Origin of the sequence: Streptomonospora alba (assembly GCF_000826685.1) — a bacterium.
GTDB classification, from domain to species: Bacteria; Actinomycetota; Actinomycetes; order Streptosporangiales; family Streptosporangiaceae; genus Streptomonospora; species Streptomonospora alba.
Genome location: NZ_JROO01000034.1, coordinates 33765 through 56559, shown reverse-complemented (window position 1 = coordinate 56559; position 22795 = coordinate 33765). Strand labels below are relative to the sequence as shown.

Here is a 22795-nt window from a genome sequence, read left to right as displayed (position 1 = left end):
GCTACTCCTGGGGGGTGCCATCCGCCGCGATGCGGCGGAATCCGAGATAGGGGAAGAGCGCCTCGGGCAGCGCCACCGATCCGTCGGCCTGCTGGTTCTGCTCCAACAGGGCAGCGAGGGTGCGGCCGATAGGCAGCCCGGAGCCGTTCAGGGTGGCCACCGGGGTGGTTTTGCCGTCGGCGCCGCGGGTGCGGATGCCGGCGCGGCGGGCTTGGAAGGTGCCGCAGTCGGAGACCGAGGAGATCTCGCGGTAGGTGCCCTGGCTGGGCAGCCACACCTCGACATCGTGGGTGAGCTGGGCGGAGAAACCCATGTCGCCGGCGGCCAGCTCAACCACCCGGTAGGCCAAGCCCAGCTCCTTCAGGCAGGCCTCGGCGTGGCCGACCATGAGCGCCATCTCCGTCTGGGATTCCTCGGCCGCGCAGATGCGCACCATCTCGACCTTGGAGAACTGGTGCTGTCGGAGGATGCCGCGGGTGTCGCGGCCGTAGGAGCCGGCTTCGGAGCGGAAGCAGGGGGTGTGGGCGGTCAGGGCCAGCGGCAGGTCCTTGGGCGCGATGATCTCCTCGGCGAACAAGTTGGTCAGCGGCACCTCGGCGGTGGGAACCAGGTAGAGGTCCCGGTCAGCGACACCGGTCTTGAACAAGTCCTCTTCGAATTTGGGCAACTGGCCCGTGCCGGTCATGGTCTGCGCCGTGACCAAGTAGGGGACGCTGTATTCGGTGTAGTCGTGGCGGCGGGTATGGATGTCGAGGAACAGGGTGGCCAGGGCGCGTTCCAGCGCGGCGCCGATACCGCGGGCGACGCTGAAGCGGGGGCCGGAGAGCTTGGTGGCGCGGGCGAAGTCGAGGATGCCCATGGCCTCGCCGAGATCGACGTGATCCTTCGCTGCGAAGTCGAAGGCCGGCGGGGTTCCGACCTTGCGCAGTTCGACGGCGAAGTCTTCGGAGTCGCCCTCGGGGGCCGCATCCAGCGGGATGTTGGGGATTTGGAGCAGGAAATCGCGCAGTTCGCGGTCGAGGTCCTCCTGGGCGGTCTCTAGATCCCGGATCTCCTCCTTGAGCCTGCGGGCGCGCTCCTTTAGCTCGCCGGCATCGCCGCCCGAACGGGCGGTCTCGCCGACCTGCTTAGCCACCTGCTTGGATTCGGCGCGCAGTTCGTCGGCGGTGTGGATGCTGTGGTTGCGGCGGGACTGGAGGCTCTCCAATGCAGACAGATCCAGCTTGTAGCCGCGGCGGGCGAGCTTCTGGACGGCGTCTTCACCCATGTCGATCAGCGCGCGGGCATCATGCATCGGATTCGTTCTCCTCCAGTGGTGTGGGCACCGGCCCGACGAGCAGCAGAGCGGTGCGGTCGCTCTCCGACGATAGCGCCGCCGCCGCTGTAGCTTCCGCACAATGGTGGCTGCGGACCTCCCCGGAGCTCACTGCTGTCGCTCTCCGTTCTCCAGCAGCTCCAACACCTCGGCGATGATCGGGGCGCGCGCGTCTTTGGTGTCCACGTAGTAGAGGAGCCCGTCCAGGCACAGCATCCGACACCACGGCAGCAAGTCGGCGGTGTCGATGCCGGCTGTTGTTACCGCCAACTGCAAGCGCTCAATGGTGCCAGCGCCGAGGGTGTAGTAGACGACCCAGAAAGCCCAGTCGAAGACGGCGTCGCCCACCGTCGGCAGCGGATCGATGAACACCGGTTCAGCTCGGTCATCAATGAGGGTGTTCTCCTGATACAGGTCGGCGTGCAGGAGTGTCACACGCTGTTCCTCCTGGCGCACGTATGGCAGCGCTGCCTCGCCGGCCCACAGATGCCAGCGGTATCCATGCTTGCCCGCGAGATCGCGGCGTCGGTGGATGCGCGGGCGGACGACGCCGGCGATGTAGTCGCTGAGTGTGGCGAATTCCGCGAGTTGGTCCTGCAGCCGACCGACGCTGTGCACGCGATGCAGAGCCGCCGCGACCCGCGGAAGCTCACAGCTCTGGGCCGGGCGTGTATTCCCGCCTGGTCGGCCTCCGACCTGGGCCAGGGCGGCCACCGCTATGTCGTCGGCGGTGGCGACGGTGTCCACTGCCGGAGCGTCGTCCCACAAGGCCAGCGCGGCGGTTTCCGCGCGATAGCGGGCGACCTCGGGCCAGGCCTTGAGGACCACCCGCTGGCCATCGGCCGCGGTGCCAGTGGCGATCAGCGAGGCGTGGCCGGCGTCGTGGTAGCCGAGCACAGTCAGACCCCACCGTCGTGCCGCCTTTGCCAGCAGTTCGGGGGCCGCATCCAGCCAGCCGGTGACCGCGCCCCCATAGTGGTTGCGCAGCCGCGTCCGGGCCCCAGCAGGAGCAGGGGGAAGAGAATCCGGGGCCATCAGCTCAGCTCGACTCCGTCGGTGACGAGTTCCTCGGTCAGCGCAGGAAAGCCCTCCAGCATCTCGGTGACCAATGCCTGGATCTTGTCGTGCTGGGCGTGTGCTGAGGCCAAGCGGACGAGGATACGGGGACGGTCCAGGCGCTGGCCGGTGGTACTGACCAGGTGGACTTCGGCGTAGTCGCCGGTCTCCTCATGCAGTCGGCGGGCCAGACGGGTGGCGGCCAGATTGTAGAGCTTACCCACGTGGTAGACGGGGTTCTTGCCGTTGGCGCCTTCGATGTTCATCGGCCGTAGTGGGGTGATCAGTCCGTTCACTCGGTTGCCGCGGCCCACCACGCCTTCGTCGCCGGATTCGATCGAGCTGCCGGTGTAGGTGAGGTAGAGCTCGTCGCGTTCGGGGAGGTCGCGGGCGTTGAGGCGGATGTCGAGGGGGACCTCAGGCATGCGCAGTCGCGCCAGGCGATGGCACTCGGCCAGCACGGCTTCCGTGTTGGCCAGGTAGGCGGCGCGGCTGTCCACGTACGGGGACTTCTGCGGGACGCACAGGACGATGTCGCCCGCGGCCCCGTCGAAGTAGCCCATCACCTTCACGTCGCTGCCGCACCAGGGATGGGCACTGGCGAACCTGCCAGCCTCGGAGAAGGTGTCGGCCAACAGGCGGACCAGACCTTCCATGTCTGCCTCGGGTGCCCAGCCGGTTCCCAGCGAGGTGTCGTTGGCCAGCAGGGTGCGACGCTCGCGCAGATCGTCAGTGCTGCGTGGGGCGAACCACCGTCCGCGCTCACAATCGCCGTCGTCGGTGATGACCGCGCCGGGGCTGGGGTTCTCCGTGATGTTGAAGACGATGCGCAGATGCTGGGCAAGAGCCGGCAGGCGTTCGTCGAAGAATCGGCGCACCACGGATTCGACCAGTTCCTCGACTGCGATGGCCTCGCGCCCGCAGGAGTGGGCCGCACGGCCGTTGACTAGAACGGTCACCGGTGCGGTCATGCGTCCCGAGCCGTAGCGGACCTCGCTGGCGCCGCCGAGCAGCGCCAGTTTGTCGAAGTTGTGGTGCAGCACGGCGCCGAACCGGCGGAGAGTGTGGGCGCTGTAGGTGCGGGAGAGTTCTTCGGCGAGGTGATCGGCGAGGGTGTCGGGATGGCCGCGGCCCTTGCGCTCCACAATGCTCATCAGGCCCGGTTGGGGGACTGCCTTTTCGATGGCAAGGCGACTGGTGCCGAGCCCTGTGTCGACGCGGTGCACTCCTGCTGTTCCTCTCGCCGGGGTCATCGGGGTACACCGCCGTCCCGCGCGGTGACGACGATGTTCAACGCGCGGCGAAGCGCCGATTCGGCGTCGGGGGCGCTGACGATGTTGGAAAGGTCGTGTGCGGTGATCCGCATGAGATCGCCGGGGCGGCGACGGTCGAGCCATAGGGCGATGCGCCACGCCAGAACCGCTGTGGTGGTTGGTAGGCGGGCCAGGACCGAGAAGGGGACAGACTTGCCGGAGTGCGTGTAGGCGAGGTCCCGTAATGCGTGGAAGGCGGCATCGGCGAAGTCGACGGCCGCCGGCCCCCTGGCGCACGCCTCCCAGTCGACAACGGCGACGCGGTCGGGCCCTGCCAAGAAGTGCTCCGGTTTCACATCGCCATGGAGATAGGCGCTTCGGCGCGAGTCGACCGTCCGCAACTCCGCCGCGAGGAAGCTCCACCACGGAAGTAAGCGCGCCTGCGCCGACAGTTGGCCCATGAGGAAGGTGCTGTGCGACCTCCCGGTGCCGTGCTCATCCATCCACCCCTGTCCTGATGCGAAGGGCCTGGTCGCTGAGTCAAGTGACTGGCGCAGCGCAAGAACCCGCTCGACGAACTCCATGAGCTCGTGGGGGTTCCGAAGCGTCCCTGGTAGTCCGGCGACGCGCTCGAAGATCGTCCACGCGCCAGAGGCGTCGGTTCCGGTAGCGATGACCCGCGAGGTTTCGATCCCGAGCGACCGGGCCGCTGTCACTGCATGAGCTTCGCGAAGGCGGCGCTCTCCAGGGACGATCCTCCGGTAAACCTTGAGAAAGCGGGTGCCATCGGCAGACGCACACGTATAGGAGAAGCGCTTGCTGCTCACCGGGATGAAGGACGGGTGCCTGTACGGGATCGGCGCTGGTGAATCGGTAATTCGAAGGCGGTCCATGCGGGTCACCGCCAAACCGACACCCCCGTGTAAAGCCGTATCTCCACTTGAAGCAACCTGGAATCTATATGAATGCCCCAACGTGTGTCTATACGTCCCATGCTGCGCATAAGGCGGAAACCGCACGTCAGGAGGAGCAAGGGCGCAGGGCCAGCGGAATCTTTGGCTGGTGCCCGAGGAGCCGCCCCCGAGGGCAAACCGAGCAGGCGACGCTGACCAGGGATGGATAGAGCTAAACGATCAATGTCAGTTTCGCCCCCTGCGGATGCCCCGTCGCCTTCTCCACCACCACCGGCGGAGAACACACCGTCGCCACCGAAGAACAGGCCTGGCGCGTATTCTGCACCCGCCAGCGCGACATCGACCGGGCGAAACGAAGCGGCTACCGGATGGAACTCGTGACCCACCAACGGTGGGCCGACGAGCTTCTCCACCAGCGCCTGGCCGTCTGCCCTCACCAGGACATCCCATGACCACCGACCCCGACTCAACCCCGCCCACGTCCCCGCCGCGGTTCGAGGCCGGGGCCTGCGTGGAATGCGACCACCCGGCCCGGCTGCACATCAACAGCAGCCCTTCGCCTGCCCCCACCGCACCGACGACGGCCGGGTGTTCGCCCGCGTCACCCCGGGCCGCGTCCCGCCGGACGATGACGGGTTCTACGGATGGCTGCGGTGGCACCTGCCCGACGGGCATATGGAGCTGCTCGAGCCGGACGAGGGCGGCGAGGACGCCGGCCTCGACCTGCTCGACGTGCACCACTGAGCGGCCTGGGCGGTGGCCCCGGTCCGGTCGACGTTCCCGATCCCCGTGGGTTGTCCTGAGCGCGGGTTCCCGAGTCTGTTGCGGCGGGGTGGGGAGGAGTCGGCGAGGTGTGCTTATGTTGTACCTCCGGAGGAGTATCAGGACCTGCAGCGTGAGTGCCTCGGCGAAGGAAGAATGGCGTCATGACCCCCACCGATGACACCCACGACAACCGGCTCGAACTCGCCCTGTCCGGGTTTAATGGAGCCGTCGTCCGCTACAGGGAAGAGGTATCCAAGCACGACGGCACCGATGTAGGTGCGCTTGTCCCCGTCACGGAGGCCCTTTGGTGGGCGATCAGCGTCGATGAGGAGTACCGCAAGGAATACGCCGACTGGTACAAGTCCCGGCGAGACCAGGACCGGGACGGTCGATTGATGCTCGGCGTGCGCTACGCGCGGAACCGGTGTGGCCACCAACGGGCCATAGCGATCAACCGACACAACGGCATGGCATGGCCGGCGCACTGGCCGTCCCGGTGGGGAGCAGTCACCTGGAAGCAGGAACTGCCACCAGCGGATAACCCAAACCAAGAGCACGGCAAGGACGTGTACTGGGAACATCTTGCTGGCCGCGACGTGGGGAACACATTGGTCGCGGTGGAGAACTGGTTCGCCAGGTTCGGGAAGCGGGTGGCGGCGTGAGCGTGTGGGGGACAGTGCCGGACTGGGCAGCAGCGATCGGCACAGTGGGAACGTTCACTGCCGGGCTACTGCTGCTGAGGAAGCAAGGTCACGCGTTGACTTTGCAGAACCGGGTTTTGAAGAAGGAACTTGAGCGGTTCTACGAATCGGAGATCCGAGAGATGCGGGCGCAGGCCGAAACAGTCGCGTTCCACAAGCTTCCTGGCGTCCCCGCGGACGATTACAGACCGTTCCATAGTGCGCGGTTGTTGGGGGACGTGAGGAGCCGGTGGCGCCCCGATCTCGTGTTTGAGCTATCGAACAAGAGCGGCGAGCGAATCAGGGATATCGGAGCGGCGGCCGGGAAGACAGGCGTATTTTGTTTTGTCCGCGACGGAGACACCGAGGTGGGAGAGGGGGCGTCCCGGTACTCCCTCCGGGGCAGGCTGTTCGGTTCTACTGGTGGGATCATCAGGGAGATCTTCCGGAGAACGATGTCTGCGTATATTTCAGGGACGCCAATTGGTTCCTGTGGGGCGTCCATAACGAGGACGGATTGTTTGCTCCGGACGATCCCGATGCGTGATATACGGGTGCATCTGGTGGGGGAGGCTCGGTGAGTGGGCGGGATGTGTCCGTGGTGTCGCTGGTGGTGGGCGACACCGCGGAGCTGGCGGTCGAGGCCGAGGGTCGGGAGTGGACGGCCGGGGCCCGTTGGAGGTGCCGGCGGACATGTTGTGCCGTGCGGCCGGTGTCGGGGTGGAGGGATTGGCGGGGCGGCGGTTCGTGTCGTCGACGGCCGCCCGCCCCACCCCGGAAACCGTTGTCGTCACCCTCGACGACGACCTCCGCCACGCCTACGGGGCGTACGACGCCGGGGAACCCCGCACACGGGGTTTACGCCGACCGCACGTCGCGCGACGCCGACAGGCGGAACTCCTAGAGTTCTACCGCTAACAATCTGGTAGGGCGCGGCGCCGCTTTGGTGGAGCCGCCTCCACCGTCGGCGCGAAGTGGCCACCGTCCCCGCGGTGTCCTTACCCCTCACACAATGTCATGGCCGCTCGGACTCTGTACGGGTTTTGGAGTTCGGGGACGTGCCCAGGCGGATGTAGCGACGCTCTTCGGCCTGGTAGATGGTGTCGCGGGGCGTCTTCCGGCCAGTGACCCAGGTTCCCTTTCTCGTGCTCCTTCGCACGGTCCAAAGCTTCAGCCACCGCCACCTTCCTTTTGCCGTCAAGCGGAGAGGAGCCGGCCACCAGTGCCATCGCCACGTCTCGTATTCTTCAGTGCTTAGGTTCAGACGTTGTCCGTGGTGCCGCAGCGGGCGTCGGGTGGCCCAGAGAACTTCGACATAGCTTTGCTGCTGCTCGGCGTCAGGGATCGCTAAGAGGCAGGTGACCGGCGAGGATCCACGGGTCATGATGTTTTGCTTAAGGTTGCTGCTGCCTTCGAGTAACTCCGCCCCCTTGATCCGGACATGGACGCTGCGCATTAGCGCTGTTCCCTCGGCGAAGACATCGACCATGACTAGTTGCTCATCGCGAGTGCTGATTAACTCCTCCACCCTCACCTTCGAGGATTCGCTCGTCCGTTCCCGCCAGTGGTCGCGGTCGACGTCGAAACGCCACACAGCACGTGGCCTATCGGCCCAGGCGTATCGGACTGCCAGAGCGGCGACTATGAGAGCGACGATCGACGCGACAGACGCTGCCGCATCGATAACGAGCCCCCACCAGTCGAGAGCCGTGGGAGGGGTGGCGGCTTCTTCTGCACGACGCATGAGGTGAACTTAGCGGTAGGAGGTGGTCGCTGTGTCCGGACAGCGCGGACCTGTCCCGAAACGGTCGGCCCAACGCCGCCGCCGTAACAAAGACCACGACGAAACCACCACGGCCGAAACCGACACCCCACTCCCGTCGAGCCCCCGGACGCTGAAGACGAGTGGCACCGGGTCGCCAAGCGCTGGTACGAGGCCCTCGCGCAATCCGGCCAGTCCCGGTTCTAATAACCTTCCGACTGGGCGTTGGCGTGCATGATCGCGGAATCCACGTCCCGCGACCTGTGCCCCCAGGTGGTCGGCACCACCGACGACGGCGAGATCCTGCGGGACGCCATCCCGCTGAAGGGCGCGTCCTTGTCGGCCTACCTAAAAGCGATGACCTCCCTCCTGGTGGGAGAGGGGGACCGGCGGCGCGCCCGCGTGGAGCTGCCACGCGGCAAGACCACAGACGAGGACGAAGAAGCGGCGGTGGTGGCTCTCGATGAGTACCAGCGTCGCTTCACCAGCTAGCCGCCTCGACATCATGCCTACCGGGTTGCCCCAGTACACGTTGGGGTGGCACGTCATCGCCCACGCCACCAAGTACTTCCGCCACCCCAACGGGTCTGGTGACAACTGGAGGCCCGATCCGCGTATTGCAGTTTCGGCTGCATCAGCGGAAGCCCCATCTGGCCACCGGTGGGAAAGATAGATGGGACACTCTCAGGTGTCATCGAACTTGTGGCAAGGGTGCGCCCTGCGCGCTCGATCGAGAAGATCATTTGATCGCGGCGACATCGGGCGCTGAGCCATGTCACAAGAGGAGAAGTGTGGACCGCGGACATGTGGCGATGGGAGAACTCGATATGGAATTTCGGGCAATTGAACGCGATTCCTCCGGCTTCCAACGCCCTGTGACCGCCGATGATGTCCACCACATCGTGCACCGTGCGTTCGGTCCGGACGTCCGGGCGAATGCCGCTGTCGAGCTGGGCGGTGGCATGTACAACACCACCTACCGCCTCGAAACGGACGGCACGGCACCGGTGATCCTCCGGGTGGCTCCGGAACCTGCGCGTCAGAACCGCAGCGAGCGCCGGCTGATGCGTAACGAATACGCCAGCCTCCCGTTCTTGGCACCGATCGCCCATCTGATGCCACAGGTGGTCGCCGCGGATTTCACCCATGAGCTTGTGGCGCGCGACTACCTGCTGCAGACCGTGGTACCCGGCGTTCCGGCTCCCGAGCATTTGGGGACGTACCCCCGGGAGCAGTGGTCGGCCTTGTTCGCGCAGATGGGTGAGATCGCGCGCCGCATCCACGACGTCTGCGGAGCACACTTCGGACCCGTGGGCGGTCCCGGCTTCGCCAACTGGAGCGAAGCGTTCCTTGCGGCCTTGGAGGACGCGGCCGCCGACATCGACGACGCCGGTCTCGACTCGGCCGATCTTCGCCGGGTCATCGCAGTTACCGATAAGCACCGTGCGGTGCTGGACGAGGTGACTCAGCCGCGCCTGCTCCACGGCGACCTGTGGACCGTGAACGTCATGTTGGATCCCGACGCTGCGGAACCCCAGATCACCGGGGTGTTCGACTGCGACCGAACCTTGTGGGGCGACCCGGCTGCCGACTGGACGATCTACATGGCCACGCGCCGGCGCGGGGGCGAGCGCGAGGCCTTCTGGCAGACCTACGGGCAGCTTCCGGACACGCCCGCGTCCCGGTGGAGGCAGCTCGTCTACACCGCTCGCCACATCAGCGCGATCCGGTTGGAGCGCCACCGCACCGGTCACGGGGATGTGGACCAGACCTATGCCCTCATGCGGCAGATCGCCGACGACCTGGGCTGAGGTGCCGGGCGCGGTACAGCGGTCTTCAGCGTGCCGTTGCTGTCACGGCGACGCGTTGCAGGAGATGGGCGGTGGGCAAGCGCTGTTGGGCCTCCTGCTGCAGGCCCTGCAGCGCGGTGTCGGAACCGGGGTCGCCGTGTTCGAGGGCGAGACGGTACATGGCCTGGTAGGCGCTGTCCCAGGCAGGTCGCGTGGTCACCGTTATGTGCGTGAATCCCTCACGGTGCAGGGTGGCAGGCCAGTCGGTGTGGCGATGGCGTGGCGGCAGCCGTGCATCGCCGGGTCGGTGAGGGTGCCACCCCGTGAGGACGAGTCGTCCGCCGGGGCGCAGGATGCGATGGGCTTCGGCTGCGGCGGCGCGGCGATCGCCCGGGTATTGCAGCGCGTCGATGGATAGGGCGGCGTCGGTGCTGGCGTCGGGCAGGCTGGTGGCGGCCAGATCGGCCAGGACGAAGCGGGCGCGATGGCCGCAGGCGAAGTCCGTCGTGCGCCGCGTCGCCTGGGTCAGGGCGGCTGCGGAGAAGTCGATACCGATCAGGCGGACGTTGGAGTGGTCGGCCAGCCACATCCCGGGGCCGCCGTTGCCGCAGCCCAGATCGGCCAACACGTGCCCAGGTCGCAGCGCCAAGGCCTGGGCGATGTGCTTCAGCAGGTCGGACGTCAGAAATGAGCAGGGCGCGATCGTTGGCGGGAGTGTCGGGTCGGCCAGATGCGCGATGCGGGCAAAGCCCGTCGCGGTCTGGTCTCCGGGGAAGAGCGGGTCAAAGCTCTGCGCGGTGGGTTCCCGGGAGGTGCTCGCGGGCGTCCTCATGTGTACTGCACTCCCGTCTCCGGGGGCGGGGTCGCCGCGTTTGATGCGAGACGGACGCGGATGGTGCCCAACAGTTCGTCGGCGCGCCGCGACAGCGCCTCCGAGGTGCTGCCGACGGTGATGAAGCTGCCTAAGCGTGTGCTGTTGCCGCTGGTCGGTTCCATCCGCTCGCCCACGGCCGCGCGGAGGTGGATCTCGGGAACGTCGGGTTCGGTGGTGGGGAGATGGTCCAGACCCTGCAGGGTCCCGTGGCGCGAGCTGGTGAGGAAACGTATGGCGGCGTGGCGGCTGCGTGTGGCAGAGAGCTCGACCGGGCAGGCAAGGCTGGTGTCGATGCAGGCTTGCCACCAGTCGATACCCAGCGCGTAGCCGATCAGAAAGCCGATGCGGCCGGCGCCGGTGCGGGCGCCGACTTCGATGATGCGGCAGCGCCCGGAGGGCTCCACGATGACCTCGGTGTGCGAGGCGGAGTTGCAGACGCCCAGCGCCGCGAGTGCCTTGTCGGTCTCGGCGAGAATCCGGCGGCGGGTGTGGGGCGGCAGGAGCTCCGGCAGGTCATGCCCGGTTTCGATACCGGCGACGGTGTGCTTGCGGGTGATGCACACATGATGGCTGCGTCCTTGGGCGGTGATCGATTCGACGCTGTACTCGGTACCGGCTACCAGCGGCTGCACGAGCGCGCGGGTATCCAAAGACAGGCCGTAGGTGCTTTCGTAGGCGAGACGCCGGGCGCGGCGGTAGCCCTCGACCGCCTGGTCGGTGTCATGGGCGATGGTGACGCCGTGGGATCCGGCCTGTTCGGCGGGTTTGACGACGCACGGCAGCCCGCCGGGTCGGCGGGTCAGGGCCGCGGCCGCATCGGCGCTGTGGGGGACCGACGTCGGTGGGGCATCGACGCCGCAGCGGTCAAAGCGGGCGGCCATGGTCACCTTGTTGCGCGCTGCCTCAGCGGCGCCGAGGTCGTTTCCGGGCAGTCCCAATGCTGCGCATGCGCGGGCGGCCAGTGGGGTGAGGTATTCGCTGGCGGTCAGGACGGCGTCGATCCGGTTGCTGCGGGCGAAGGCGGTGATCTCGGCCAGTGCGCGGTCGGGGGTGGTGAAGTCGGTGGCGAGCCAATCGGTCAGTATTTCGCGCAGCCAGGGCGGGTAATCGCTGTAGCGCGCGGGGTGGGTGGCGGCGTAGACGGCGAAGTTCTGGCGCGCTGCGGTGCGGGCCAGCGCGCCCGACTCGGGGCCGGCGGCCTCCAAGAGCAGAATGCGGGTCACTGGCGGTAATCCTCCAGACCGCTTTCGCGCACGGTGTCGAGGGTGAAGCAGTGGAACCCGCCGCCGAAGAGGCGCCGGTGGCGGTGGCGGACCGGGATGGCGGTGAAGCCTTCCTTGTCCAGCGTCGTGGCGAGCTCGGGGCAGTCGGCGTTGACCAGCACGGTTTCCGTGTCGATGGACAGCACGTTCAGGTCGATGTAGGGGCTGGTCAGCAGCAGATCGCCGTCGTCGTAGACGGGGAAGTTCCCTTCGGCGGGTTCGGGAGGGACGATCACCTTCCAGGTGTCGAACGGTGCGGGCAGCTGGTCGCGCAGGTCGGCGTGGCGGGCCAGGAAGACGCCGGGGCGTAGTGCCAGCAGCATGGAGTCGATGTGGTTGTCGGCTATGCGGTCGATGCGGTGGATCCGGTAGCGGCCCCGAAGGTGGCGCTCCAGCCAGTCGCAGCCGCGGCGGTGGTTCTCGGTGGCGATGTTGACCAGCAGGTCGCGACCCAAGCGCAGGCATTGGGCGCCGTCGAGCAGCATTTCGAAGCCGACGTCGTAGGGCGAGGGCGCGGGCTCGTCGATGGGCTCGGTGGGCCCCCCGAGGGCGGTGGTCGTATCGCGTGCATACGACAGGTCGAAGGAGGCGTCCGTCAGCAGGGGGCGCGGCATGGTCGTCCAGGTCGCGCCGCGGTCGTAGTAGTGCTGGAACACCGGGGCGAGCAGACGGGTCTCCAGGTAGCGCGAGCGGATCGTCGGCGGGGTTTCGATGATCTCGCTGTCGAGGATGAGCGTGTTGTCGCGGATGTTGAGCGCGGGAGTGGGTGGTGCCTGCCAGCCCAGACCGGCGATGGGGGCGGCGTCGGGCGGCAGCGGGATGGGGCGGTGGACGGTGACGCCGAGGCCGACCAGCAGTTGAGCGAGGTCTTCCACGTCTTCGTGGAGCTCGTCGACGTAGCGCTGCTTGAGGTGCCATTGCCGTCCTTCGACGGGCCCGCGCGCCGTGTGCAGGCGGGGATAGGCCCAATCGGAGCGGAACAGGTTCTCGTGGTGGAAGAGGTCGAAGGAGACCTCCCGGTCGTGGGAGGTGTAGTTCTGGGCCGAGCCGACGACGATCTCTTTCAGCGGCGCCCATTCGTTGTGGCTGTTGAGTCGCATACCGAGGCCTTTCAGTGTTCGTTGGGACGTGCCGGGATCGGCATCGGGTGGCTGGACGTGGGGGTGCGGGTGCGCAGCAGCACGTCGCTTTCACGGATCTGGAGTGTGCGCTGCTCGCTCCAGCCGCAGAAGCGGAACTCCCCCTCCCCGAGGTGGACCAGGGCGAAGACGCGGCCGTCGGCTACGGTCAGCCGCCACTGATCCCAAGCCGGTTCCACACGCGCCTCGATGGCGGGCTCGTCGGGGGCGGGCATGGAGTCGCCCCCGCCGGTGGGGGCGAAGTCGAGGAAGGACGCGGGCAGGCGCACGGTGGTCGCTGGTGAGGAGTCCAAAGCGGCGGCGGGCCGGTTCATCAGGGCGGCGCCTGCGTGCATGGCCTCGGCCCAGTCGCGGGGGAACCATGTGGCGAGTTCGGCGGTCAGCAGGGCGTCGATGACCAGGTGGACGCGGGTCGTGGCGCCGTCGTTGCGGACCAGGTGGGGGCGAGCGAACTCGCCGAACCACAGCTGGCCCGGCTGCCAGCGGTAGGCGGTGCCGTCCAAGACGAGGACCGCGTCGGGGTTGGTGGAAAGTACAAGGTGGATCCGTGCCAGGCCGCGGGTCAGGGCGTACTTGGGGTCGCAGTGTTCGGCTGATACCGCACCGGGCGCGAGCGCCATCAGGCGGGCCGCGTTCACCGGCGCCGGGAGGGTGGCCAGGACTTCGGCGAGGTAGGGGGCGTGGTGGGTCCATTCGGTGGGGGCGAAACCGTCGGGGCCGGGGCCGCCGGGGTCCGTGCGCTCGGGGACCCCGCCGGGGCTGCGCAGCGGGAGCACGCGCCAGTCGACGTCGGTTTCGGCGCCGACTCCGGAGGCGTTGTGGATGCGCTGCTTGGCCCAGCGGTGTCGCCTCAGCCGGGCCAGGTCGTGGACTAGCCGGTCGGGGGCGAACCTGGGGCGCAACTGTGTCGCCGGCGCCGGCCATGTCGGGCAAGGGGAATGCATCGACGCTCCTTCTGTCTCATTCGCTCGGTGCTGGGGACGCCTCCGCGGCTGCGGGGCCGGTCGCGGCCGATGCGGATGGGGTGGTGAAGCGCTCGTCCAGAAGCGCGTAGACGTGGCGGCGATGGGCCTCGGTCGCATAGGCGATGCAGAACACGAAGCGTGCCGCCCCCGGTTCCAGCGCGATGACGGGCATCGACACGATCACTCCGGTTCGGGTACGCGGGTCGTAGGCGACGTCCAGCTCGTCGAGCGCCTGCAGGAACTCCTCGAACCCGGACACGTTCCATCGGGGCGGTACGTGGTGCTCCACGACGAGGCGCTGGGGCGGGGTATCGGCCTGCACGATGGCGTGGGCGATCACCTGGTAGATGTGCAGCGATCCGGAGACTTGTGCATTGACTTCGGTGAAGAGGATGCCTCCGCCGTCTTCCAGAAGGGCGTCGGCGCTAAGTGGGCCCCGATAGCCCAGGCGCTGATAGGCCTGCGCCAATGGTGCCGCGGCACCCACCAGCCGCTGCCGGTGCTCGGAGCGCAGCGGGACGATCTGGTGGCTCAACCGCCCCTGCGCGTAGTAGAGCGCCCCGGCCTCGGTCGGACGGACACCGTCGTCGCCGGCGTAGAACTCGGCATAGACCGAAGTGGCGCCGGGCCGGAATTCCTCGACGACGACGGGGAACCGGTCGGCGGCTGAGGCCCATGCCCAGTGCTGCTCCCAGTAGGCTTCGACGGCTCCTGCACCGGGCGGCAGTTGATGGTGGTGCCGGGCCCCGGCATGGCCGGTGGCCACCGCGGGGTCCTCGGTCACGACCTGATTGCCCACGCCGGCGCCGTTGTGGGCCTGTTTGACCACCACCGCAGTGGTGGTTTTGAGTAGCGCGTGGGTCGCCGCCGCGGCCTCGGCTTGACTGCGGCACACCGCCCCCGCGGGGGTCGCGGCACCGGCGCCGGCGGCCAGGGCGCGGAAGGTCGCTTTGTTGTTGGCCACCTCTCCGCCGCCTTGGGCGAAGAACTTGGCTCCGGGGAAGCGGTCGGCGACGCCGAGCGCTTCGGCCAGGCGAGTCACCTGCGCCGAGGGCCAGAGGGCGAATACCTCCTCGACGTCGCCGAGGTCGGCGGCCACGGCGGCGACGAACGCGGGCGCGGTGAGGCTGAGCGGGTCCAAGCTGGCGCGGCCGTAACGGCCGCCTGGGGGACTATGGAAGCGCAGCGTGGTGGAGTCGACGCCGGTCAGCGCGGTCGCATAGGCCACGAAGCGGCTGTCGGGGTGGTCGGGGAGCACGATCAGGTCGCCGTCGCGGGCGAACCAGACGATGCGCTGGGTCCAGGCGCGTGTCTCGGGCCGTAGGCGGATCGAGTCGTCGATGTGGTTGCCGATGAGTAGTCTCACGGGTGCCTCCCGGACGGGGCTGTGCAGGCCGCGGGGATGAAAGCGGCGGGCAGGTGTTGCCAGCCGCGCATGGTGGCGGTGCGGCGCCGCACGAAGGCCCCCGCCGCACAAAGCCGAGGGCGCGCGGCCAGGGCTTCGACCACCGCGTGCAGGGCGATCTGGGCCGGTAGCGTGCCCGCGCAGGCATGGGGACCCCAGCCGAACCCCAGGTGAGGGTTGGGGGACCGGTCGAGCAGGAGTTCGTCGGGCCGGGGGAATTGGTCGGGATCGTGGTTGGCGGCCGCATGCAGCACGAGCACGGTCTGTCCGGCCTCGATGCGGGTGCCGCCGATGGTCACCGCCCGGGTAGCGGTGCGGCTTGTGCCCTGCACGGGTCCGTCGTAGCGGATCAGTTCGTCCACCCCGGTGGTGCGGGTCTCGGGCTCGCTCAGGTGCTCCAGTAGGCCCGGGTATTGCATGAGCTGGGCGGTTACGTTGCCGATGGCGGCTACCATGGTGCTGTAGCCGCCTTGGAACAGCACCCGGGCGGTGTTGCGCACATAGGTCTCGGGGACTCCGGCGGCTGGGGCGCCGCGCCGCATCTCCGCGAGCAGACCCGGCGCGTCCGACTCGGCGAACCAGGAGGCCACCAGTGCACTCAGCTGCTGGCGTGCACGGCGCCCCGGCTCGGCGGTCTCCGGCAGCAGGCCGGCGTCCATGCTGCGCATGATCGCGTCGGAGGCTTCGGCGAAGGATCCCCGCTCGGGTCGATCCACGCCCAGCAGGTCGCAGATGACATCGAGCGAGAGCGGGGACGCGAAGTCCTCCACGACGTCGAACGTTGTCTGGGTGGCCAGAGCCGACAGCAGTGCGTCGGACCGTTCGCGAGTGCGTTGGGCGAGGCCGTTCAGGTCGCAGGTGTGTACGGCGTTCATCAGGAGGCGGCGCAGCGGCCCCAGCTCGGGGGGATCGAGGGACTGCACGCTGAGACTGGGCTCGGGGATCGCTTCGCCCACACGCCGCGGGTCGCGCGCGAAGGTGTCGTGGTCGCGCAGGACGGCCACGCAGTCGGCGTAGCGGGAGAGCACCCAGCAGCCCATGCGGTCGTGCCAAAGCACGGGGGCGTGCTCGCGCATGAGCGCATAGGCCGGGTACGGGTCACGGAGGGTTTCTGGATTCAGCGGATCGTATCCGGGAGTTGGCATAGCGAGCCTGACCTCTTCGCTGTCCGGTGGGGTGCGGCGGCCGGGCGCATTCGTTAGGGCCCGGCCGCCGGGTGGGCATCAGTGGTCGTAGCGCATGACTGCCCCCTTCCGTGGACTGGACGCGGGCGGACGGATCGGAATCGGACTCACCGGCGTGCGGCTACGGGACTTCTTCGGTGTGCCGGTTCGGGGTGGCTCCGTTGTAGGCGGCCGCCTGGATGCCGTACAGCTCGGCATACAGCCCGCCGTGGGTGATCAGGTCGGTGTGGGTGCCCTGTTCGACGACGTGGCCGTGGTCGAGGACGTAGATCCAGTCGGCGCTGCGGGTGCTGGCCAACCGGTGGGTGATCAGCAACACCGCGGCCCCGTCGGCGGCAGCCTGGAAGGTGGAGAACAGCCGCTCCTCGGCGCGGGCGTCCAGGGCGGCGGTGGGCTCGTCGGCGATGACCAGATCAGCCTGGGGATAGAGGCCGCGGGCGGCGGCGATGCGCTGGCGCTGCCCGCCGGAGAGATCCTCGCCGTCTTTGAACCGGGTATCCAGCGGCGTGTCCAACCCGTGGGCGAGGTCCTCGACCACCTGGTCGGCGCCGCTGAGGCGCAAGGCCCGACCCAGCCGGTCGGGCTCGGCGGCGCCGGGGGCGGCCATGGTGATGTTGCGTTCGGCGGAGAAGGGCCACTGGTGGTACTGCTGGCGGATCAGCCCGATCCGTGCGTGCAGCTCGCCGGGGGCCAGGTCGGCGATGCCGGTGCCGTTCCAGGTGATGGTCCCGGCATCGGGCACGTACAGCCCGGAGATGAGGGTGGCCAGGGTGGATTTGCCCGATCCGTTCTCGCCGACCAGGGCCACGACCCGGCCGCGTTCGACGGTGATGCTGACTCCGGTGAGCGCGTTGGCCTCCGTGGCGGGGTAGGCGAAGTCCACGCCCTGCACCCGCAGCTCCTTCAACGGGCCCGGGGAGGTTCCGCCGGTGGCGGGCGGGGTGCGGCGGCGGGCGTGGTCGAAGGCCTCCAGCAGGTCCGACAGATACAGCCCGGATTCGTAGCAGGAGTTGACGGCGCTCATGAGCCGATCCAGGGCGGCTTTGCCCTGGCCCAGGGCGAGGTAGGCGGCCCCGGCCACCGCCAGCGGCATCAGCCCGGCCAGCAGCAGCGCCACCAGGGCGGCGTAGGTGGCCAGGGTTGCGATGCCGCCCAGCACGTCGCCCACAGCGCGGGTGGTGGTCTGGCGCCCGACCACGGCCAGGAGGGCGTCGCGCACATGGTCGGAGATGCGGGCGAATTCGGCCAGCAGCATGGGGCGCATCGCGTAGGCGCGCAGCTCGGCCGCGGCCTCGCGCTCGGTCATGGCGTGGGTGTACATATACAGCAGCCGGTTGGAGGTGCTCAGCGCCCGCATCCGCGCATACCGCATCCGCGCCGAGCGGATCGCGGCCCAGCCGACCGGGGCCACGGTCAGCGCCAGCAGCGGCAGCAGCACGGGATGCAGGACGGTGACGACGGTGGCCACGGCCAGCAGGCTGACCAGCTCGGTGGCGATGTCGGCGGCGTAGCCGGTGATGCGTCCGGCTTCGTAGACGCCCAGGGTGCGGGCGCGGTGGATCTGGTCGCACCAGTCGGAGTCGTCGAAGGCCTCCAGGCGGGTGGCCGTGGTCAGCGAGACGAGTTCGACCTCCACGACCCGCTCGACCATCGGGGTGAGCCGGCCTTGGGCCCAGATCGCTGCGGAGCGCAGCGCGGCCCGGGTGAGGGCGGCGGCCCCGGCCAGCAGCAGCGAGGGCAGGGCGGCCTGCAGCCGCTCGGGGGTGGGACCCTCGGCGAACAGGCCCTGCAGGATGCCCACCACCGCGGTGAGCACGATCGCGGAGAAGGCGCCGGCGGCGACGTTGAGCCCGACAGTGAGCAAGGTGTCGCGGGGGCTGGCTTTCCAGCTCCAGCGCAGGGCGGTGGCGATGAGGGCGGGCAGGCGGGTGAGCATGCGCCACAGCGACAGGCGCTGCAGGTCGCCGAACCAGGGGTGGAAGCGGCTGGTGGCCAGTTCGGGCAGTCCTGCGGGCGTGGCCGGGGCAGGGCGGCGTGGGCGGCGTGGGCGGCGCCGGTTCATACAACTCCAGAGCACGTCGGGACAGCGATCACGGGCAGCGGCTGCGGGCCATGGGTCAGGCAGCAGCCGATGCGGCTGGGCCGGCATCGGGGCGGTCGAGCGTGATGGCGATGGCGTCGTGGTCGCTGGCGGTGGAGATGCGCGTGTAGCCGCTCAGGAGCGGGACCAGGGGCAGGGTCAGCAGGGCCCGGTCCACCCGGATCTTTCCCGTGCCCGTCGGCGCGTAGTGGTCGGTGTTGTGTGTCCGGGCGGCCAGGTGGGCGGCCGCATCGGTAAGCCCGGCGCGGTGCAGGCGGCGCGCCACGCGCCGGTCGGGCTGGTCGGCCTCGTCGTAGCGGCAGGTGCGGTCCAGCGGCTTGATGCCGGCCGGATCCGGGAACCGGCCGCCGTCCAACAGCGGGTGGGCGTTGATGTCGCCGATCATCACCCCGTAGCCGCCGTAGCGGGTGACGCGGTCGGCGACCCGCATGGCCTCCTCGACCTGCTGCTCGGCGGTGGTGGTGCTCAGATGCGTGCTGACCACGGCCAACCGCTCGGGCACCCCCTCGACCGCGAAGAGCGCGACGCCCAGGCCGGTGTAGAGCTCGCGGGCGTAGGCCTCGGCCCACCCGCACTGGGCGACGGCGCCGGGCCGGTAGAAGACGGCGTTGCCGCCGACGGCGCGGCCGCCGACGAGTCCGGCCAGGCGCATGTCCAGGTCCCGCTCGGCCCGGTAGACCTGGTGGTGGAGGTGGTCGGTCCAGCCGTGGCATTCCTGCAGGCAGAGGATGTCGGGTGAGGCGGCGTTGATGGTGGCGGCCAGCTCGGGCCACCGGTCGTCGGGGCGGCCGTCGCCGGTCTGGATGCCGCCGTGTTGGAGATTCAAAGACATGATCGTCAACCACGCCACTGGGCGAATCCTCTTCCTGCTTGTCGGGGTGGGGTGGGTGAGGGGGCGGGCGTCAGCCCCGGATCGGTGTGGGCGGGAGGGAGGTGACACGGGCCAGGCCGCCGTCGCCCCAGGCCTGTTCGGGTGGCCAGTAGGGCTCGGTGGGGTCGCGGCGCCATTCGGAGATGGGGACTACGCCGGGCTCGACGAGTTTCAGCCCGGTGAAGAGCCGGTGGATCTCGGCGTGGCTGCGCCCTTGCAGCGTCGCGGAGCTGCGGGCGTAGACCTGTTCCATGAACGCCGCCCGCTCGGGGCTGGTCTCGTTCTCCAGGTGGGAGATGGCGATGTAGGAGCCCGGGCACAGCTCCTCGCGCAGGGCGGCCACCACGTCGTTGGGGGCGTCGTCGTCGGTGAGGAAGTGCAGGACGGCGATCATCAGCACGGCGACCGGTTGGGTGAAGTCGATCATCCGCTGGCTCTCGGGGTGGGCGATGATGCCGGCCGGGTCGCGCAGGTCGGCGTTGGCGACCGCGGTGGTGGATGGGTCGTCGGCCAGGAGCGCGTGTGCGTGGGCGAGCACGATGGGGTCGTTGTCGACGTAGACGACGCGGGCGCCGGGGTTGTGGCGCTGGGCGACTTGGTGGACGTTGTCCTGGGTGGGTAGCCCGGAGCCGATGTCGAGGAATTGGCGCACCCCGGCTTCGGTGGCCAGATGGCGCACGACGCGGCGCAGGAAGTATCGGTTGGCGTGGGCGGTGCTGCGCAGCTCGGGGATGCGCTGCAGGAGTTGGGTGCCGGCGTCGCGGTCGGCGGCGTAGTTATCCTTGCCGCCCAGGTAGAAGTCGTAGAGGCGGGCGGCGCTGGGGGTATAGGGGTCGACACCTGTGGGGGCGTGGTCGGACATGGTGATGCACCTGTCGTGAACAGAGGCGGATTGCAGCGTGAGAGCGGGCACGCCGATGGGTCCGTTGGCAGCGCGGGACGTTCCACCATCGTTAGGCCCTCGGATGCGACGGCCACACGGGAAGGGGCGACGGTCAGGCGGCGTGGACGGCGCCCGAGCCCAGATTCACCGGCAGGCTGGCGGGGCGGCGGATCATGAAGCTGGGCAGCGGCGGGACGGGTCCCGCCAGTTCAAGGTGGGGGAAGCGGGTCAACAGGCCCGACAGGGCCGTTTCGAGTTCCAGGCGGGCGAGGTGGGCGCCCAGGCACAGGTGCGGGCCGTGGCCGAAGGCCAGGTGGCCGCGGGGATTGCGGGTGACGTCGAAGACCTCCGGGTCCTGCCACCGGTGGGGGTCGAGTCCGGCGGCGGCGATGCCCAGCAGCACCCCGGCCCCGGCGGGCAGCTCGGTGCCGCACAGCTCGACGTCGCGGGTGGTGAAGACAATCGGGAGGGTGGCCACGGAGCTATAGCGGCGCAGACACTCCTCGACCGCCGGCGCCCACGCCACCCGCCCGGACAGGACCAAGTCGCGTTGGTCGGGGTGAGTGAGCAGGGCGTGGGCGGAATTCAGCAGAGCCCCGAGGGTGGTGTCGAAACCCGCAACGATCAGCAGGTAGCAGGTGTCGACGGCGTCGGCGCGCGACACGTCGCCCTCGCGCTGGGCCGCGGCCAGCAGCGAGATCAGGTCGCCCTCGGCCTCAGGCGAGCGGCGGTCGAGCAGGTCGGCGATATAGGCGCGGGCTTCCTCATGCACGCCCGGGTCACTCAATGCGAAGGCGCGGGTGGTGATGTCGGTGAGTGTCGCGGCGTGCTCGGCACCGAGCCCGAACAGGTCGAGGAACACCTCCACGGTCAACTCCCAGGCGTAATCCAGCAGGTCCACCCGAGGGCCAGCCTGCTCCATCCCATCGAGCAGCCTCTCGGTGATGGCCTCGATCTGGCTGCGGCGCTGTTTCACAGCGGCCGGGGTGAACGCGGGCCGCAGTAGGCGGCGGATCTGTTCGTGCTCGGTGCCGTTGAGGGCGAGGAGGCTGCGCAGGTCGCCCACCAGCGCCACCAGCGGATGGGCGCGGTCCAACTCGCCGCGTTGCAGGGCGGGCCAGTTCTCGGCGCCGCGCAGGAACGTGCCGCTGGTGTCGCCTTGGACGGTGCGCAGGGCCTCGTCCCCGCAGGCGGCCCACAGGCCCAGGCCGGCTAGATCAACCGCAGCCACCGGGCCAGCCGCTCGAAGGCGCTGCGTGTTGGTGGCGGGGTCGTCGAGTGCGAGGCGGATGCGCGCTGCGGGGCGGGGGACGGCGTCCACGGGTCCTCCTGGTGGGTTTCGGGGGGTGTGAGCGGGCGGGCGGGGGTGAACGTGACAGGCAGGGCGCGGCGTCCGGCGATGACCGTCGAGGCGCGCCGCGGGGTGTCGTTCTCGCGCAGGCGTAGGTCGGGCAGGCGCTGCTGGAGGCGTTCCACCCCGGTTTGGGCGGTGGCCAGGGCGATGTCGCGGCCCAGGCGGGGGCAGCCGTGCGGTCCCATGCCGAAGACCGGATAGGCCCGGTTGGAGGGGCTGGGCGGGGCGGTGCGCAGCTGGTGGCGCTGGGCGGCGCCGAAGCCCATGACCAGGCAGTCGCCCCGAGCCAGCCGGTAGCCGCCCAGCTCGAGGCCGTCGACGGTGGGGAAGCGGCCCACCAGGGTCTCCAGGGGCGGGTGGTGCCAGATCCCGTGGTTGAGGGTTTCGCTGATCAGCCAGGTGGAGCCGACCATGTGCAGCCGGGATGTCTGCAAGAGGTCGGCGAGGGTGTTGGTGATGGCGTGGGCGATGGGGTCGTGGGCGGCGGCCATGATCAGCGCGAGCTGGTCGCGGATCTCCTCGTCGTCCAGGCCGCGGGTGATCATGCCGGTGGTGATGTCGCGGCCCGGCTGGGTGCGGCGGTGGGCGGCGTGGCCCAGCAGGAGGTCTTGGAGTTGGTGGTGGGCGTGGGCGGCGTCGGCCTGGCCGTCCCAGAGGCGCTGCATGGCCATGCCGACCCGCAGCCCGGCGTGCTGGTCCATGCCGAACAGGCGGCACAGCACCAGCAGCGGGAGCACGGAGGCGTACTCGGAGACGACGTCGGCTTCGCCGCGGGTGCAGAACCAGTCGATGATCACGTCGGCGGTCTGGCTCACCTCGTGGGTGACGTGGTGGAGCGCGACCTCCTCCAGCGCGCCGGTCAGTGCGGCGCGCAGCCGGGTGTGTTCGGCGCCGTCGACCGACAGCGCGTTCCTGCGAGGCGGATACAGCGCGTGGAGGGGGCTGGTGTCGGGGATGGTGCCGTTGCCCAGGTCGCGCCAAGCGCGGGGGTCGCGGGCGTAGTACCGCTCGTCTTTGAGGACGTGCTGGAGGCAATACAGGGTGATCATGAGCCAGGCGGACACACCCTTCTCCAACTCGACGGGCACTAGCCCCCGCTGGAAGTGCTCCGGGTGGAGATCGTCGAGGGCGGCGGGTAGGTCCAGGGCGGGATCGTCCAGCCGCAGGAGCGGCGGCGGGGGGTCAGGGGCCAGCGGCATAACGGTCGCTTTCACACAGGAGG

General features: G+C 69.1%; 20 protein-coding genes and 1 pseudogene. 5 read left to right on the top strand and 16 right to left on the bottom strand.

All coding sequences use genetic code 11. The annotated features are described in order from the left end of the window. Nucleotide 1: 1 nt before the first annotated feature. The 4 genes from serS to LP52_RS18155 form a co-directional block, all read right to left on the bottom strand. Nucleotides 2-1294, bottom strand: coding sequence for a serine--tRNA ligase (gene serS / locus LP52_RS18170; RefSeq protein WP_040275236.1), 1293 nt, complete (start codon nucleotides 1292-1294; stop codon nucleotides 2-4). A gap of 129 nt (nucleotides 1295-1423) precedes the next feature. Further along, nucleotides 1424-2350, bottom strand: a complete 927-nt coding sequence (locus LP52_RS18165) for an aminoglycoside phosphotransferase family protein (RefSeq protein ID WP_040275235.1) — start codon at nucleotides 2348-2350, stop codon at nucleotides 1424-1426. After that, a complete protein-coding gene (locus LP52_RS18160) occupies nucleotides 2350-3525 on the bottom strand; it encodes a methionine adenosyltransferase (RefSeq protein ID WP_202966137.1) in 1176 nt (391 codons plus the stop codon). The genes LP52_RS18165 and LP52_RS18160 overlap by 1 nt, the downstream gene beginning before the upstream one ends. A gap of 95 nt (nucleotides 3526-3620) precedes the next feature. Further along, complete coding sequence (locus LP52_RS18155; RefSeq protein WP_157036379.1) at nucleotides 3621-4517, bottom strand: phosphotransferase; 897 nt, start codon at nucleotides 4515-4517, stop codon at nucleotides 3621-3623. Nucleotides 4518-5054: 537 nt separating this feature from the next. Between LP52_RS18155 and LP52_RS27400 the strand changes: the two genes are divergently transcribed. The 3 genes from LP52_RS27400 to LP52_RS18145 all read left to right on the top strand — a co-directional run bounded on the left by LP52_RS27400 (nucleotide 5055) and on the right by LP52_RS18145 (nucleotide 6564). Further along, complete coding sequence (locus tag LP52_RS27400) at nucleotides 5055-5282, top strand: hypothetical protein (protein WP_157036378.1); 228 nt, start codon at nucleotides 5055-5057, stop codon at nucleotides 5280-5282. 182 nt (nucleotides 5283-5464) lie between these two features. Further along, nucleotides 5465-5965: a hypothetical protein gene (locus LP52_RS18150; protein WP_040275232.1), complete on the top strand. Its 501-nt coding sequence runs from the start codon at nucleotides 5465-5467 to the stop codon at nucleotides 5963-5965. Beyond that, nucleotides 5962-6564, top strand: a complete 603-nt coding sequence (locus LP52_RS18145; protein WP_157036377.1) for a hypothetical protein — start codon at nucleotides 5962-5964, stop codon at nucleotides 6562-6564. The genes LP52_RS18150 and LP52_RS18145 overlap by 4 nt, the downstream gene beginning before the upstream one ends. 434 nt (nucleotides 6565-6998) lie before the next feature. Here the strand turns inward: LP52_RS18145 and LP52_RS27395 are convergent, their stop codons facing one another. Beyond that, nucleotides 6999-7727, bottom strand: a complete 729-nt coding sequence (locus LP52_RS27395) for a hypothetical protein (protein ID WP_169775383.1) — start codon at nucleotides 7725-7727, stop codon at nucleotides 6999-7001. A gap of 99 nt (nucleotides 7728-7826) precedes the next feature. Here LP52_RS27395 and LP52_RS29110 point away from each other — a divergent pair. Beyond that, a pseudogene (locus LP52_RS29110) lies at nucleotides 7827-8237 on the top strand (phage terminase small subunit); the annotation flags it as partial. A 299-nt stretch (nucleotides 8238-8536) separates the two neighbouring features. After that, entirely contained in the window at nucleotides 8537-9556 is a 1020-nt protein-coding gene (locus LP52_RS18130) for a phosphotransferase family protein (protein ID WP_238580975.1), read from the top strand. Between the two features lie 25 nt (nucleotides 9557-9581). Here the strand turns inward: LP52_RS18130 and LP52_RS25880 are convergent, their stop codons facing one another. From LP52_RS25880 to LP52_RS18075, 11 genes are all read right to left on the bottom strand, one after another. Next, a complete protein-coding gene (locus LP52_RS25880; RefSeq protein WP_052809998.1) occupies nucleotides 9582-10367 on the bottom strand; it encodes a class I SAM-dependent methyltransferase in 786 nt (261 codons plus the stop codon). Next, entirely contained in the window at nucleotides 10364-11632 is a 1269-nt protein-coding gene (locus LP52_RS18120; RefSeq protein ID WP_040275227.1) for an ATP-grasp domain-containing protein, read from the bottom strand. Before LP52_RS18120 ends, LP52_RS25880 begins: the two co-directional genes overlap by 4 nt. Further along, entirely contained in the window at nucleotides 11629-12771 is a 1143-nt protein-coding gene (locus LP52_RS18115) for a hypothetical protein (protein WP_040275226.1), read from the bottom strand. The genes LP52_RS18120 and LP52_RS18115 overlap by 4 nt, the downstream gene beginning before the upstream one ends. 11 nt (nucleotides 12772-12782) lie before the next feature. Beyond that, entirely contained in the window at nucleotides 12783-13754 is a 972-nt protein-coding gene (locus LP52_RS18110; RefSeq protein ID WP_040275224.1) for an aspartyl/asparaginyl beta-hydroxylase domain-containing protein, read from the bottom strand. A gap of 16 nt (nucleotides 13755-13770) precedes the next feature. Next, nucleotides 13771-15141: a preATP grasp domain-containing protein gene (locus LP52_RS27810; protein ID WP_040275223.1), complete on the bottom strand. Its 1371-nt coding sequence runs from the start codon at nucleotides 15139-15141 to the stop codon at nucleotides 13771-13773. Further along, nucleotides 15138-16256 (bottom strand): cytochrome P450, encoded by a 1119-nt coding sequence (locus tag LP52_RS18100; RefSeq protein WP_052809996.1) that lies wholly within the window; start codon nucleotides 16254-16256, stop codon nucleotides 15138-15140. The genes LP52_RS27810 and LP52_RS18100 overlap by 4 nt, the downstream gene beginning before the upstream one ends. 229 nt (nucleotides 16257-16485) lie before the next feature. Continuing rightward, nucleotides 16486-18426 carry an ABC transporter ATP-binding protein gene (locus tag LP52_RS18095; RefSeq protein ID WP_040275221.1) on the bottom strand — a complete coding sequence of 647 codons (1941 nt, stop codon included), beginning with the start codon at nucleotides 18424-18426 and terminating at the stop codon, nucleotides 16486-16488. Nucleotides 18427-18481: 55 nt separating this feature from the next. Continuing rightward, nucleotides 18482-19291, bottom strand: coding sequence for an endonuclease/exonuclease/phosphatase family protein (locus LP52_RS18090; protein ID WP_169775382.1), 810 nt, complete (start codon nucleotides 19289-19291; stop codon nucleotides 18482-18484). A gap of 76 nt (nucleotides 19292-19367) precedes the next feature. After that, on the bottom strand, nucleotides 19368-20198 hold the full coding sequence (locus LP52_RS18085; protein WP_040275219.1) for an SAM-dependent methyltransferase: 831 nt from the start codon (nucleotides 20196-20198) through the stop codon (nucleotides 19368-19370). Nucleotides 20199-20331: 133 nt separating this feature from the next. Then, nucleotides 20332-21450, bottom strand: coding sequence for a cytochrome P450 (locus tag LP52_RS18080; RefSeq protein WP_157036375.1), 1119 nt, complete (start codon nucleotides 21448-21450; stop codon nucleotides 20332-20334). Then, complete coding sequence (locus LP52_RS18075; RefSeq protein WP_052809994.1) at nucleotides 21432-22772, bottom strand: cytochrome P450 family protein; 1341 nt, start codon at nucleotides 22770-22772, stop codon at nucleotides 21432-21434. Before LP52_RS18075 ends, LP52_RS18080 begins: the two co-directional genes overlap by 19 nt. Nucleotides 22773-22795 lie beyond the last annotated feature (23 nt).

Bases quoted from the DNA above. Each gene is read 5' to 3' on its own strand.
- LP52_RS18075 (WP_052809994.1), bottom strand. From the start codon at position 22,772: ATGCCGCTGGCCCCTGACCCCCCGCCGCCGCTCCTGCGGCTGGACGAT.
- LP52_RS18085 (WP_040275219.1), bottom strand. From the start codon at position 20,198: ATGTCCGACCACGCCCCCACAGGTGTCGACCCCTATACCCCCAGCGCC.
- LP52_RS18150 (WP_040275232.1), top strand. From the start codon at position 5,465: ATGACCCCCACCGATGACACCCACGACAACCGGCTCGAACTCGCCCTG.
- LP52_RS25880 (WP_052809998.1), bottom strand. From the start codon at position 10,367: ATGAGGACGCCCGCGAGCACCTCCCGGGAACCCACCGCGCAGAGCTTT.
- LP52_RS18095 (WP_040275221.1), bottom strand. From the start codon at position 18,426: ATGAACCGGCGCCGCCCACGCCGCCCACGCCGCCCTGCCCCGGCCACG.
- LP52_RS18110 (WP_040275224.1), bottom strand. From the start codon at position 13,754: ATGCATTCCCCTTGCCCGACATGGCCGGCGCCGGCGACACAGTTGCGC.
- LP52_RS18115 (WP_040275226.1), bottom strand. From the start codon at position 12,771: ATGCGACTCAACAGCCACAACGAATGGGCGCCGCTGAAAGAGATCGTC.
- LP52_RS18165 (WP_040275235.1), bottom strand. From the start codon at position 2,350: ATGGCCCCGGATTCTCTTCCCCCTGCTCCTGCTGGGGCCCGGACGCGG.
- LP52_RS27395 (WP_169775383.1), bottom strand. From the start codon at position 7,727: ATGCGTCGTGCAGAAGAAGCCGCCACCCCTCCCACGGCTCTCGACTGG.
- LP52_RS18160 (WP_202966137.1), bottom strand. From the start codon at position 3,525: ATGAGCATTGTGGAGCGCAAGGGCCGCGGCCATCCCGACACCCTCGCC.
- LP52_RS18100 (WP_052809996.1), bottom strand. From the start codon at position 16,256: ATGCGCGAGCACGCCCCCGTGCTTTGGCACGACCGCATGGGCTGCTGG.
- LP52_RS27400 (WP_157036378.1), top strand. From the start codon at position 5,055: ATGCGACCACCCGGCCCGGCTGCACATCAACAGCAGCCCTTCGCCTGC.
- LP52_RS18155 (WP_157036379.1), bottom strand. From the start codon at position 4,517: ATGGACCGCCTTCGAATTACCGATTCACCAGCGCCGATCCCGTACAGG.
- serS (WP_040275236.1), bottom strand. From the start codon at position 1,294: ATGCATGATGCCCGCGCGCTGATCGACATGGGTGAAGACGCCGTCCAG.